We start from the raw sequence: 12,290 nt of genomic DNA, 5'->3' as shown, positions 1-12,290 counted from the left end.
GGGTTTGCGCGCGGTGGCGGCCGATGTCGCGGCGGCCGGTGCGGTGGTCACTGCGCCTCCTCCCTCGCGTGCTCGTCAGCGGCGTCGAGCTCGGCGCGCAACTGGGCCGCCTGCTCGCGCAGTTGCGTCGTCTGCTCGGTGTAGACGTGGGTGAACAGATCCATCGGGTCCAGCACGGGGTCCTCGTTCATCCGGCCGCGCAGATCGGCGGCCAGCTGCTCGGCGGCGTCACGCGCGGCCTGCACGGCCTGGTCGTCGAGCAGGCCCTGGGCCCGCATCTCCCGCTCCAGCAGGTCAATCGGATCGTGCTCGCGCCACTCCTCGACCTCGGCGTCGGCGCGGTAGCGGGTGGCGTCGTCAGCGTTGGTGTGGGCGTCGATCCGGTAGGTGACGGCCTCGACGAGGGTGGGGCCGCCGCCCGTGCGGGCGCTCCGCACGGCCTCGTCCAGGACCTGGTGAAGCGCGGCCGCGTCATTGCCGTCGACCAGCCGCCCCGGCATGCCGTACCCGACCGCCTTGTGCGCGAGGGAGGGCGCCGCGGTCTGCTTGGAGAGCGGCACAGAGATCGCGAAGCCGTTGTTCTGGACGAGGAAGACCACCGGGGCCTGCCACACGGCCGCGAAGTTCAGCGCCTCGTGGAAGTCGCCCTCGCTGGTGCCGCCGTCGCCGACCATGGCCAGCACCACCACGTCGTCGCCCTTGAGGCGGGCGGCGTGCGCGAGGCCGACGGCGTGCGGAAGCTGGGTCGCCAGCGGGGTGCACAGCGGCGCCACCCGGTGCTCGTACGGGTCGTAGCCGGTGTGCCAGTCGCCGCGCAGCAGGGTGAGCGCCTGGACGGGGTCGATCCCGCGGACGACGGCGGCGAGGGTGTCGCGGTAGCTGGGGAAGAGCCAGTCGCGGTCCTCGAGGACGAGCGCCGCGGCGACCTCGCAGGCTTCCTGGCCGGTGCTGGAGGGGTAGACGGCGAGCCGGCCCTGCCGGGTGAGGGCCGTGGCCTGCGCGTTGTACCGCCGGCCACGCACCAGCTCCGCGTACAGCCGCTGGAGGACGGCGTCGTCGATGTCGCGGGCGTCAGGGGTTCCGAGCAGGCGGTACGGCTCCGGGTCGGGCAGCAGCGGCTCGGGATCGGTGCGCGGCCGCCAGGAGGGCGGCGGGGCCGGGTGGTAGGACCCGCGCTGTTCGAGGACCGTCATTTTTCGAGCACCTCCTGGGATTCCCCGATGCCGGTGGGCCAGGGACGGGCAGGGCTTTCCGGCAGTGCAGACGCGGTGTGGTGCGTCTCACCTACCGATTGTTCGGTCGCTGGCACATTTTGGCTACAGGCGGCTTCAGCCTGTGGACAAACGGTTCTCCACAGCCTGAGATGAAGACAGGACGTCCATGCAGGGGAGGCAGAGGGGGATGACAGCTGAACGGATGGCCAACGAGGGCCACAATCGGCCCGTCCGCCCTCTCGACGCCATCGACCAGGACATCCTGCGGATGCTGCAGACGGACGGCCGGGCCTCGGTACGCTCCGTGGCCGAGCGGGTGCATGTCTCACGGGCCAATGCCTACGCCCGCATCAACCGGCTCATCGAGGACGGTGTGATACGGGGCTTCAGCGCACGGGTCGACCAGGAGCGCGCGGGGCAGGGCGCGTCCGCGTACATCACGCTGAAGATCGTGCAGAACTCCTGGCGCACGGTCCGCGACAAGCTTCAGGAGCTGCCAGGGGCCGCCCATATCGCCCTGGTCAGCGGGGACTTCGACGTCCTGCTGCTGGTGCACACCGAGGACAACCGGGCGCTGCGCGAGCTGGTGCTGACCCGCATCCAGTCGATCCCGGAGGTGCTGAGCACCCGCACCTTGCTGGTGTTCGAAGAGACGGATCTGTGGCCCGAGGACCAGTGACGGCCGTGGTCCCGTGGACGAATGGCCAGTGGACTCAAGACCCGCGGACTAATGGGTGCGCAGGCCGGCGAAGGCCATCTGCACGACCGCGTCCGCGACCTCCTCGCTGCCGCTGTCCAAGTGGCCGGAGGAGCCGCCGTGCGGGCGGTACCACTCCACAATCGAGTTGATCATCCCGAACAGCAGCCGGGTGGCGAGCCGCACGTCGAGGTCGGCCCGCAGGTCACCGTCGGCGGCGGCCTGCTTCAGCAGCTCGGCGACCTGCTGGTCGAACTCCCGGCGGCGCTCCATGGCCCACCGCTCGGTGTCGGTGTTCCCGCGTACGCGCAGCAGCAGCGTGACGTACGGCAGCTCCTCCATCAGGACCTCGGCGGTCCGCCGGGCGACGTACTCGAGCCGGTCGATCGCACGGCCCTCCCGGGCCCCCGGCTCCTGGAGGATGCCGAACAGCCCGTCCAGGGCGCGGGATATCGCCAGCCGCAGCAGCTCCTCCTTGCCGCGCACATGGTGGTAGATGGACGACTTGGAGATCCCGGCGGCGCGGGACAGGTGCTCCATGGAGGTGCCGTCGTAGCCGCGTTCGTTGAACACCTCCACGGCGACCGCGAGGAGCGATTCGGGCGTGTAGGTGTCGCGTTTGGCCATGGTCATGATTAGAGCAGCTCCCGTTCGGTGGCGGCACGGCGGCAGATGGACTGGGACGGCGCGTAACGCCCGGTCGGGTACTCGTCGTGCAGATTGCGCAGTACGCTCCGCAGCCAGTCCGCGCCGAGGCTGTTGCCCCACTCCAGCGGGCCGCGCGGGTAGTTCACGCCGAGCCGCATGGCGGTGTCGATGTCCTCGGGGCTCGCTACCTCGCGGGCCACGGCGTCGGCGGCGAAGTCGGCGAGCATCGCCACGGTGCGGGCGACGATCATGCCGGGGACGTCGTCGATGACGCTGACCTGCTTGCCGAGCGCCTGGAAGAGGCCGATGGCGGCCTCCACGGATTCGGGCGCGACCGTGTCGGAGGGCGCGATGGCGATACGGGTGGCGGCCCGGTAGTCCAGTGCCAGGTCGAAGTGGATGGTGCGGTGGTCCCACCGCGCGGTGGTCGCGCTTTTGCCGTCGGTGAGCCGGAGCACCGCGCCACCCGGGAGCGCGAGGCCCGCGCTGCCCGCGGAGGAGTCCCGCTTGACGGTGATGCTCGCCTCGGCGATCAGCTCGGGGAGGACCGCGGCGGGACCGAAGTCGTCGCCGAGGAGGACGACCTCGGCCGGTGCCTCGGCGGGGCCGGCTGTCTGCGGCTCGGGCCGCGGCGCGCCCTCTTCGTAGCCGAACCAGCCGCGACCCGACTTGCGCCCGTGCAGGCCTGATTCGACCAGGCGCCGCTGGGCGAGCGAGGGTGTGAACTTGGGGTCGTGGAAGAAGGACTCCCACACCGAACGGGTCACCGCCTCGTTGACGTCCTGGCCGATGAGGTCGGTCAGCTCGAACGGACCCATCCGGAAGCCGCCGGACTCGCGCAGCACCGCGTCGATGGTGGCCGGGTCGGCGGCGCGCTCCTCATACAGCCGGAACGCTTCGGCGTAGAAGGGCCGGGCGATGCGGTTGACGATGAAGCCTGGGGTGTCGGCGCAGCGGACCGGTGTCTTGCCCCACGCCTTCGCGGTGGCGTACGCGCGCGTGGCCGCCGCCTCGTCCGTGGCGAAGCCGCTGACGACCTCCACCAGCGGCATCAGGGGAGCGGGGTTGAAAAAGTGCAGGCCGACGAACCGTCCGGGGTTGCGCAGCGCTCCCGCGACGGCGGTGACGGAGAGAGAGGAGGTGTTGGTGGCGAGCAGACAGTCGTCGGAGACGACGGTCTCCAGGGCGGTGAACAGCTGCTGCTTGGCGCCCAGGTCCTCCAGGATCGCCTCGACGACGAGGCCGGCGTCCGTCAGGGCGGCGAGGTCGGCGACCGGCTCGAGCCGTCCGATCGCCGCGTCCCGCTCGGCGGGCGTGAGCCGGCCCTTCGCCACCAGCCGGTCGAGCCGTACGACGATCGCGTCGGCGGCCGCCCCGGCGCGGCCGGGCGCGACGTCGTACAGCTGCACGGGGTGACCGGCGACCAGCGCGACCTGGGCGATGCCCTGTCCCATGGTGCCGGTGCCGACGACGGCGACGGTGCTGGTCCGGTCGATTGCGGTCATGGCGCGGATCCTCCCCGACGGGCTGTGGCCAGGGTTGTGAGGTGAGCCCGAAAGTTTTCCACAGGCTAGCCAGGCCCCCTTGTCCCGACCGATCGTTCGGTTACAGTATCTCCCCGGGGGCTGGGACGGCAGTGGTCGACCCCGCAGGCCCAAAACACCCCCCACAGCCCGTTGCGTTCTCAGCCCAGCTCGACGAGGAGTTGGTACGTCATGGCCGCCGATCTCAGCGCACTCCAGCTGGTCGAGAAGCATCGCTCGACTCTCGACCAAGCCCTGGAAGCGATCCGCACCCGCGCGTATTGGTCACCGCATCCCGAGCACCCGAAGGCGTACGGCGAAGGCGCGGCCGGTGACGGCCAGGCGGCGTTCGAGGCGCTGCGCGGCAAGCGCCTGGACCTGGACCAGCCGGGCACCGACGACTGGGTCGGCGCAGAGGTCTCGCCGTACGGCATCGAGCTGGGCGTGGAGTATCCGCACCCGGACGTCGATGTGCTGCTCCCGGCGATGCGCGCCGCGATGCCCGCGTGGCGCGAGGCGGGCCCCGAGACGCGCGCCCTGGTGTGTCTGGAGATCCTCTCCCGCATCAGCGCCCGCACCCATGAGCTCGCGCACGCCGTCATGCACACCAGCGGCCAGGCATTCACGATGGCGTTCCAGGCGGGCGGCCCGCACGCCCAGGACCGCGGCCTGGAGGCCGTGGCGTATGCCTACGTGGAGCAGGTCCGTACCCCGGAGGCCGCGGACTGGTCCAAGCCGCAGGGCAAGCGGGAGCCGCTGAATCTGCGCAAGCAGTTCACGGCCGTGCCGCGCGGCATCTCGCTGCTGGTCGGCTGCAACACCTTCCCGACCTGGAACGGCTACCCCGGCCTGTTCGCCTCCCTCGCCACCGGAAACCCGGTACTGGTCAAGCCGCACCCGAGGGCCGTGCTGCCCTTGGCGCTGACCGTCGCGATCGCCCGGGAGGCGCTGGCCGAAGCGGGCTTCGACCCGAACCTGGTCGCGCTGGCCGCGGAGCGGCCCGGCGAGGGACTGGCCAAGACGCTGGCCGTGCGGCCGGAGATCCGGATCATCGACTACACCGGCTCCACCGCCTTCGGTGACTGGCTGGAGGCCAACGCCCGCCAGGCACGGGTCTTCACGGAGAAGGCCGGGGTCAACACGGTGATCGTCGAATCGACCGACGACTACAAGGGCATGCTGGCCAACCTGGCCTTCTCGCTCTCGCTCTACAGCGGCCAGATGTGCACCACGCCGCAGAACCTCCTCATCCCGCGCCGCGGCATCGACACGGACGCCGGGCACAAGTCGTACGACGAGGTCGTCTCCGACCTGGCCGGCGCGGTGCAGGGCCTGCTCGGCGACGACGCCCGGGCGAACGCCCTGCTCGGCGCGATCGTCAACCCGCAGGTGCAGCAGCGCCTGGAGGCGGCTGCCAGGCTCGGCGATGTCGCACTCGCCTCGCGGGCCGTGCCGCACCCGGACTTCCCGGACGCCACGGTGCGCACCCCCGTGATCGTCAAGATGGACGGTGCGCGCAAGCTCTGGGAGGGGGCCGACTCCGAAGCGCCCTATATGTCGGAGTGCTTCGGTCCGGTGTCCTTCGCCGTCGCCGTCGACTCGGTGGCGGACGCGGTCCAGCTGCTGCGCCGCACCGTCCGGGAGAAGGGCGCCATGACAGTCGGCGCGTACACAACGTCCGCCGAGGTCGAGCAGCTGGTCGAGGAGGCGTGCCTGGAGGAGAGCGCCCAGCTCTCGTTGAACCTGACGGGCGGGGTGTACGTCAACCAGACGGCCGCGTTCTCCGATTTCCACGGCACCGGTGGCAACCCCGCGGCGAACTCCGCCCTGTGTGACGGGGCGTTCGTGGCGAACCGCTTCCGGACGGTGGAGGTGCGCCGCCCGGCCTGAGGGCTCCGGCCCCTGGGCTGGAACCTCACTCGGCCTGAGAGCTCTCAATGCGGGCGTGGCGGCTGATCCAGGAGTGCATCGCGATCGCGGCCGCCGCGCCCGCGTTGATCGAGCGGGTGGAGCCGAACTGGGCGATGGAGCACACCAGCGTCGCGTGCTTGCGTGCGTCCTCGCTCAGCCCCGGCCCTTCCTGCCCGAACAGCAGCACACAGCGGCGCGGCAGCTCGGTGGTCTCCAGCGGTACGGCCCCGGGGAGGTTGTCGATCCCGATGATCGGCAGTCCCTCGGCGTCCGCCCAGGCCGTCAGGTCCGACGTGTCGGGGTGGTGCCGAACGTGCTGGTAGCGATCGGTGACCATGGCGCCGCGCCGGTTCCAGCGCCGCCGCCCGACGATGTGGATCTCCTTGGCCAGAAAGGCGTTGGCCGTGCGGACCACGGAGCCGATGTTGAAGTCGTGGCCCCAGTTCTCCACGGCGACATGGAAGTCGTGGCGCCGGGTGTCGAGGTCGGCGACGATCGCCTCGCGGGTCCAGTAGCGGTAGCGGTCGACGACGTTGCGCCGGTCGCCGTTCGCGAGCAGTTCGGGGTCGTACCGGTCGTCCTCGGGCCACGGCTTCGGGTGCGGGCCGACACCGATCTCGGCGGGACCGTAGCCGTCGTCGTACTGGATCGGCTCGATGCTCTGGGTGTCGCTGCTCACCCGACGAGAGTACGGTCCTGCTCCCGGCTGCTGTCCCCGTCGGCCTCCTCCGCCCGGCGCGGCCGCAGCCGGTCCCCGGCCCGCGCCACCGCATGACCCACAGTGCGCAAAAGGCCGGTCGGGAGGAACACCGCGTCCGCCGCGATCATCGCCAGGGAGAAGAACGGCAGCCCAAGAGCGACGGAGATGACCGCGTGCTCGGTCATCATCAGCGCGAGCAGGACGTTCTTCACCCGGCGGTTGAACAGCGTGAAGGGAAAGGCGACCTGGACGATCACGGTGCCGTAAGTGGTGAGCATCACCATGACGCCGCTGCTGCCGAGCAGCTCGGACAGCGCGGGCCAGGGCGAGAAGTAGTCGAGGTGCAGCGGGTAGTAGACGGCGGTGCCGTCCTGCCAGCGTGAGCCCTGGATCTTGTACCAGCCGGCGGTCGCGTAGATCAGACAGACCTCGGCCATGATCACCAGCAGGGCGCCGTTGTGGGCGAGGTTGGCGAGGACGTCGAGGACAGTGCGCGGCTCTCCGGGCGCGAAGCGCTCCACGGCCCACCACAGCGCCTGGACCCCCCACAGGCCCCAGAAGACCAGGGCCCAGCCCCAGCTCAGCTCGCCGAGCAGGGTGACGGTGGCGAGGACCAGGCCGAGGACCGACCACAGCACGACGCCCGGGGCGTCCCGGACCGGGGCGGCCGGCCCGGGATCATCGAGCCCGCCCCGCGACCGCTCGCGACGTCGGGCATCCAGGGACCACACCAGGCCGCAGCGCGTGAGGACGAGATAGATCGCCATCAGATGGACGACGTTGTCCCCGCCGTCGCCCATGAAGATGCTGCGGTTCTGCAGCGAGAGCACCCCGGCCATGAAGAGCACCGACATGGTACGGGTGCGCCAGCCGAGCAGCAGAAGGGCGCTCACGGCTATCGAGAATCCGTAGACGGTCTCGAACCACAGCCCGCTGTCGGACCACATCAGGGCGGTGAAGGCGTGGTTCCCGTCGATCATCCGACGGGCCAGCTGCCAGCTCCACGGCCCGTCGGGCCCGTACAGCTCCTGGCGGTGCGGCCACTCGCGCAGCAGGAAGGCCAGCCAGGTGAAGGAGAAGCCGATGCGGACCACGGCCGCCTGGCAGGGGCCCAGCGCAGTGCCGGTTATCCGGGCGAGGCCCTGGGCGAGCGCACTCTCGATCCGACGCGCGTTCACCGGCGGTCCTCACTGGTCACCAGCCACCACGGCAGGACCCGGTACGTGGTCTTGGTGTTGATCTTCTCGTCGCTCCAGGCAGGCGGGGTGACGGCCGTGATCGCGGACCGCACCTGCACCCGCTCCACCGTGCCGTGCGCCGGGGCGAGGCGGTGCACCACGATCCGGCGGATGTACTGCTCGGAAAGCTGCCCGCGCGGTCCGCTCGGACGGTTCTGGGCGTCGTGCGAGCCCACGAAGAAGTCCCAGGCCCGGCGGAGTTCGTTCTGCTGGGTGTGGCTGGGCAGGAGGTTGCCGCGGATGCGGGCCCCGTCCTGCGCGGAGAGATCGGTCCAGCCCGTGGTGTGCGTGCCGCCGTCCGCCGAGCGGACCTCGGCGCGGGCCTGGACGGCCATGTTCTGCTGCAGCGGGTTGGGAGCGAACAGTTTCCAGTTCTGCTCGAACTCCGGATAGACGTACGCGTCGACCGTCGCTCCGTGCTGCTTGCTGATCGTGTTGGACGGGGCGACGTGCAGAAAGACCATCGACAGATGAACGGCGACGGCGGCCGCGACAGCCGCGACCGCCACCGCCACGACTATGCGCGAGGGCAGCGAGAGAGCGGCGACGCCGTCAGGCCCCGCCGTCCCGTCCTCCAGACGCTCCATGCCGCCCTCCCAGTCCCCGGATTCTTCCGAGGAACGGTACTCAGAGCGCCCCGTCGGGCGCAGCGCTCTGGCAGTTATCCACAGCCTTGACACCCTACGACCCGCCCTCCACCATTGAACCGAACGATCGGTCGGTCGGTTGGTTGGTTGGTCGGCGGTTGGTTGGTCGGCGGTTGGTTGGTCGGCTGGTCCGTCGGGGCTGGTTCGGGGAGTGAGGGGCGACCTGGTGACGACAACGGTGGCGGTCGAGGACTCTTACGCGACGGCGTTCGACGCGGCGATCGCGGCTGACGAGCGGATCGAGCCGCGTGACTGGATGCCGGATGCCTACCGCGCGACGCTGGTGCGGCAGATAGCCCAGCACGCGCACTCCGAGATCATCGGCATGCAGCCGGAGGCCAACTGGATCAGCCGCGCGCCCTCGCTGCGCCGCAAGGCGATCCTGATGGCCAAGGTGCAGGACGAAGCGGGCCACGGGCTGTACCTCTACAGCGCCGCCGAGACCCTGGGCACCGGCCGCGACGAGCTGCTCGACAAGCTCCACTCGGGCCGCCAGAAGTACTCCTCGATCTTCAACTACCCCACCTTGACCTGGGCCGACGTAGGAGCCATCGGCTGGCTGGTGGACGGTGCGGCGATCACCAACCAGGTGCCGCTGTGCCGCTGCAGCTACGGGCCGTACGCCCGCGCGATGATCCGTATCTGCAAGGAGGAGTCCTTCCACCAGCGGCAGGGGTACGAGCTGCTGCTCACCCTCAGCCGGGGCACCGAAGAGCAGCACGCGATGGCGCAGGACGCGGTCGACCGCTGGTGGTGGCCGTCGCTGATGATGTTCGGCCCGCCGGACGGCGAGTCCGCGCACTCCGCGCAGTCCATGGCCTGGAAGATCAAGCGGCACTCCAACGACGACCTGCGGCAGCGCTTCGTGGACATCTGCGTCCCCCAGGCCGAGGTCCTGGGCCTGACCCTCCCCGACCCGGACCTGAAGTGGAACGAGGAGCGCGGGCACTACGACTTCGGACCGATCGACTGGGACGAGTTCCACCATGTGCTGAAGGGCAACGGCCCCTGCAACGAACAACGGATCAACCAGCGGCGACAGGCACATGAGGAAGGCACCTGGGTCCGGGAGGCAGCGGCTGCCTACGCCGCCAAACACGGGGAGGAGACGGCATGAGCAGGGCTGACTGGCCGCTGTGGGAGGTGTTCGTACGCAGCAGGCGCGGACTGTCGCACACCCACGCCGGGAGTCTGCACGCTCCGGACGCCGAAATGGCGCTGCGCAATGCCCGCGATCTGTACACGCGGCGGGCCGAGGGGGTGTCGATCTGGGTGGTGCCGTCGGCGGCCGTCACGGCCTCGTCACCGGACGAGAAGGACCCGTTCTTCGCTCCGGCGGCCGACAAGCCCTATCGCCATCCGACGTTCTATGACATCCCCGAAGGGGTGAAGCACCTGTGAGCGCGGCACTGGCGCTGGGCGACGACGCCCTGGTGCTCTCCCACAGGCTGGGGGAGTGGGCCGGGCGCGCTCCGGTCCTGGAAGAGGAGGTCGCGCTCGCCAACATCGCGCTCGACCTGCTCGGGCAGGCCCGGGTGCTGCTGTCGCTCGTCGGTGACGAGGACGAGCTGGCGTATCTGCGCGAAGAGCGCGCCTTCCGCAATGTGCAGCTCGTTGAGCAGCCCAACGGCGACTTCGCCCACACCATCGCCCGCCAGCTGTACTTCTCGACGTACCAGGAGCTGCTGTACGGGCAGCTGGCGGCGGGGGACAGCGAGTTCGCACCGCTGGCGGCGAAGGCGGCCAAGGAGGTCGCCTACCACCGGGACCACGCCGAGCACTGGACGCTGCGGCTCGGCGACGGCACGGACGAGAGCCACGCGCGCATGCAGCGCGGCATTGACGCCCTGTGGCGGTACACGGGCGAGCTGTTCGAGCCGGTCGAGGGGCTGGGCGTGGACTGGGACGGGATGCGTCAGGCCTGGCTCGCGTCCATCAGCGCCGTGCTGGAGCGGGCCACCCTGAGCCTGCCCGACGGGCCCACTCGCGGGGGCTGGGCGGCAGGCGCCGGCCGGCAGGGCCTGCACACCGAACCCTTCGGCCGGATGCTGGCCGAGATGCAGCATCTGCACCGCAGCCACCCGGGGGCGACATGGTGACCACGACGGCTCTCGAGGATGAGCTGCGCAGACTGGCCGGATCGGTGCCCGACCCGGAGCTACCGGTGCTCACGCTGGAGGAGCTGGGTGTACTGCGCGGGCTGCAGGTCCTGGGCCCGGGCCGGGTCGAGGTGGAGCTGACCCCGACCTACACCGGCTGCCCGGCGCTGGAGTCGATGGCCGCGGACATCGAGCGGGTGCTGCACGAGCACGGCATACCGGAGGTCGCGGTCCGCACGGTGCTGTCCCCGCCGTGGACAACGGACGCCATCACGGCCGAAGGCCGGCGCAAGCTCGCGGAGTACGGCATAGCGCCGCCCCGCCCGGACGCTGCGACGGCCGCACGCTCTTCCGGGCCGGTCATGGTGGAGCTGTCCATCCGCTGCCCGCACTGCGGATCGACCGACACCACGCTGCTCAGCCGTTTCTCCTCCACGGCGTGCAAGGCCCTGCGCCGCTGCGAGGCCTGCCGTGAACCGTTCGACCACTTCAAGGAGTTGTAGATGGCCGCGGCCCGCCATGGCGCCTTCCATCAGCTACGGGTGGCCGCGGTGGAGCGGCTGACCGACGACTCGGTCGCCGTCACCTTCGAGGTGCCGCCCGAGCTGCGCGAGACGTTCCGCTACGCACCCGGCCAGCACCTGGCGCTGCGCCGCAGGGTCGAAGGCGCGGAGATCCGGCGGACGTACTCCATCTGCGGGGCCGCGCTGCACCCGGACGGCCCGCAGGTCCTTCGGGTGGGGGTGCGGCTGGTCGAGGGCGGGGAGTTCTCGACGTACACGCTCAAGGAGCTGGCGGTCGGCCACACGGTGGAGGTCATGGCGCCGGCCGGACGGTTCGTGCTCGAGCCCAGGCCCGGGCACTATGCCGCCGTCGTCGGCGGCAGTGGCATCACACCCGTGCTGTCGATCGTCTCCACCCTGCTGGCCCGGGAGCCCAAGGCGCGTTTCTGCCTGATCCGCAGCGACCGCACGGCTGCCTCGACGATGTTCCTGGAGGAAGTCGCCGACCTCAAGGACCGCTATCCCGACCGGTTGCAGCTGGTGCATGTGCTCTCCCGCGAGGAGCAGCAGGCCGGTCTGCCCTCGGGCCGGCTCGACGAAGCGCGGCTCACCGAGCTGCTGCCCGCCCTGCTGCCGGTGGCCGATGTGGACGGCTGGTTCCTGTGCGGACCGTACGGCCTGGTGCAGGCGGCTGACCGCGCGCTGCGCACCCTGGACGTGCCGCGTAGCCGGGTCCACGAGGAGATCTTCCACGTCGACGACGGCGCCTCCGCTGTCGCTTCCCGTCCGGTCACCTCCCCCGCGCACAGTTCCCTGACCGCGACACTGGACGGCCGGTCCGGGACCTGGCCCGTGCAGGACGGTGAACCGCTGCTGGAGACGGTGCTGCGCAACCGCTCGGACGCGCCGTACGCCTGCAAGGGCGGGGTGTGCGGGACGTGCCGGGCGTTCCTGGTCTCGGGCGAGGTGCGCATGGACCGGAACTTCGCTCTGGAGCAGGACGAGGTCGAATCGGGCTATGTGCTGGCCTGCCAGTCCCACCCCGTGACCGAGCAGGTGGAGTTGGACTTCGACCGCTGACCCATCCCCATTTTCTGCGACCTGTTTCTA

The 12,290-nt window shown here is 70.5% G+C and carries 13 protein-coding genes; 7 read left to right on the top strand and 6 right to left on the bottom strand.

Features of this window, described 5'->3' with window-relative positions; all coding sequences use genetic code 11:
- Positions 1-47: 47 nt before the first annotated feature.
- On the bottom strand, positions 48-1,193 hold the full coding sequence (gene pdhA, locus ACY34J_RS01000; protein ID WP_462724334.1) for a pyruvate dehydrogenase (acetyl-transferring) E1 component subunit alpha: 1,146 nt from the start codon (positions 1,191-1,193) through the stop codon (positions 48-50).
- 208 nt (positions 1,194-1,401) lie between these two features.
- Here pdhA and ACY34J_RS00995 point away from each other — a divergent pair, with 208 nt between their 5' ends.
- Positions 1,402-1,893 (top strand): Lrp/AsnC family transcriptional regulator, encoded by a 492-nt coding sequence (locus ACY34J_RS00995; RefSeq protein ID WP_462724333.1) that lies wholly within the window; start codon positions 1,402-1,404, stop codon positions 1,891-1,893.
- Between the two features lie 48 nt (positions 1,894-1,941).
- Here ACY34J_RS00995 and ACY34J_RS00990 read toward each other — a convergent pair whose 3' ends face one another.
- Together ACY34J_RS00990 and ACY34J_RS00985 are read right to left on the bottom strand one after the other, a co-directional pair.
- On the bottom strand, positions 1,942-2,544 hold the full coding sequence (locus tag ACY34J_RS00990; protein ID WP_462724332.1) for a TetR/AcrR family transcriptional regulator: 603 nt from the start codon (positions 2,542-2,544) through the stop codon (positions 1,942-1,944).
- 2 nt (positions 2,545-2,546) lie between these two features.
- Positions 2,547-4,064 carry a 3-hydroxyacyl-CoA dehydrogenase gene (locus ACY34J_RS00985; protein ID WP_462724331.1) on the bottom strand — a complete coding sequence of 506 codons (1,518 nt, stop codon included), beginning with the start codon at positions 4,062-4,064 and terminating at the stop codon, positions 2,547-2,549.
- A gap of 210 nt (positions 4,065-4,274) precedes the next feature.
- Between ACY34J_RS00985 and paaN the strand changes: the two genes are divergently transcribed.
- Positions 4,275-5,972, top strand: a complete 1,698-nt coding sequence (paaN, locus tag ACY34J_RS00980) for a phenylacetic acid degradation protein PaaN (RefSeq protein WP_462724330.1) — start codon at positions 4,275-4,277, stop codon at positions 5,970-5,972.
- Positions 5,973-5,997: 25 nt separating this feature from the next.
- Here paaN and ACY34J_RS00975 read toward each other — a convergent pair whose 3' ends face one another.
- Genes ACY34J_RS00975 through ACY34J_RS00965 form a run of 3 tightly spaced genes read right to left on the bottom strand, consistent with a single transcriptional unit; the run spans position 5,998 to position 8,518 of the window.
- On the bottom strand, positions 5,998-6,672 hold the full coding sequence (locus tag ACY34J_RS00975; protein WP_462724329.1) for a TrmH family RNA methyltransferase: 675 nt from the start codon (positions 6,670-6,672) through the stop codon (positions 5,998-6,000).
- A complete protein-coding gene (locus ACY34J_RS00970) occupies positions 6,669-7,871 on the bottom strand; it encodes an HTTM domain-containing protein (RefSeq protein WP_462724328.1) in 1,203 nt (400 codons plus the stop codon). The genes ACY34J_RS00975 and ACY34J_RS00970 overlap by 4 nt, the downstream gene beginning before the upstream one ends.
- Positions 7,868-8,518 carry a DUF5819 family protein gene (locus ACY34J_RS00965; protein WP_462724327.1) on the bottom strand — a complete coding sequence of 217 codons (651 nt, stop codon included), beginning with the start codon at positions 8,516-8,518 and terminating at the stop codon, positions 7,868-7,870. Before ACY34J_RS00965 ends, ACY34J_RS00970 begins: the two co-directional genes overlap by 4 nt.
- Positions 8,519-8,744: 226 nt before the next feature.
- Between ACY34J_RS00965 and paaA the strand changes: the two genes are divergently transcribed.
- From paaA to paaE, 5 genes are read left to right on the top strand one after another with little or no spacing between them, the layout of a single operon-like run.
- The gene (paaA, locus tag ACY34J_RS00960; protein WP_462724326.1) at positions 8,745-9,695 is read left to right on the top strand and encodes a 1,2-phenylacetyl-CoA epoxidase subunit PaaA; all 951 of its coding nucleotides are present in this window, start codon (positions 8,745-8,747) and stop codon (positions 9,693-9,695) included.
- Complete coding sequence (gene paaB / locus ACY34J_RS00955; protein WP_462724325.1) at positions 9,692-9,979, top strand: 1,2-phenylacetyl-CoA epoxidase subunit PaaB; 288 nt, start codon at positions 9,692-9,694, stop codon at positions 9,977-9,979. Before paaA ends, paaB begins: the two co-directional genes overlap by 4 nt.
- Positions 9,976-10,677 carry a 1,2-phenylacetyl-CoA epoxidase subunit PaaC gene (paaC, locus tag ACY34J_RS00950; RefSeq protein ID WP_462724324.1) on the top strand — a complete coding sequence of 234 codons (702 nt, stop codon included), beginning with the start codon at positions 9,976-9,978 and terminating at the stop codon, positions 10,675-10,677. Before paaB ends, paaC begins: the two co-directional genes overlap by 4 nt.
- The gene (paaD, locus tag ACY34J_RS00945) at positions 10,671-11,180 is read left to right on the top strand and encodes a 1,2-phenylacetyl-CoA epoxidase subunit PaaD (protein ID WP_462724323.1); all 510 of its coding nucleotides are present in this window, start codon (positions 10,671-10,673) and stop codon (positions 11,178-11,180) included. The genes paaC and paaD overlap by 7 nt, the downstream gene beginning before the upstream one ends.
- Positions 11,181-12,260 (top strand): 1,2-phenylacetyl-CoA epoxidase subunit PaaE, encoded by a 1,080-nt coding sequence (paaE, locus tag ACY34J_RS00940; RefSeq protein WP_462724322.1) that lies wholly within the window; start codon positions 11,181-11,183, stop codon positions 12,258-12,260.
- Positions 12,261-12,290: the final 30 nt, after the last annotated feature.

Source organism: Streptomyces sp. HSS9-12 (assembly GCF_054963655.1).
The sequence above is the reverse complement of the archived record's forward strand: the minus strand, read 5'-3'. Positions and strand labels throughout refer to the sequence as shown.

Coding starts and splice junctions, on each gene's coding strand:
- ACY34J_RS00965 (WP_462724327.1), bottom strand. CDS start 8,518: ATGGAGCGTCTGGAGGACGGGACGGCGGGGCCTGACGGCGTCGCCGCT.
- ACY34J_RS00985 (WP_462724331.1), bottom strand. CDS start 4,064: ATGACCGCAATCGACCGGACCAGCACCGTCGCCGTCGTCGGCACCGGC.
- paaD (WP_462724323.1), top strand. CDS start 10,671: ATGGTGACCACGACGGCTCTCGAGGATGAGCTGCGCAGACTGGCCGGA.
- paaN (WP_462724330.1), top strand. CDS start 4,275: ATGGCCGCCGATCTCAGCGCACTCCAGCTGGTCGAGAAGCATCGCTCG.
- ACY34J_RS00990 (WP_462724332.1), bottom strand. CDS start 2,544: ATGACCATGGCCAAACGCGACACCTACACGCCCGAATCGCTCCTCGCG.
- paaE (WP_462724322.1), top strand. CDS start 11,181: ATGGCCGCGGCCCGCCATGGCGCCTTCCATCAGCTACGGGTGGCCGCG.
- ACY34J_RS00995 (WP_462724333.1), top strand. CDS start 1,402: ATGACAGCTGAACGGATGGCCAACGAGGGCCACAATCGGCCCGTCCGC.
- paaB (WP_462724325.1), top strand. CDS start 9,692: ATGAGCAGGGCTGACTGGCCGCTGTGGGAGGTGTTCGTACGCAGCAGG.
- pdhA (WP_462724334.1), bottom strand. CDS start 1,193: ATGACGGTCCTCGAACAGCGCGGGTCCTACCACCCGGCCCCGCCGCCC.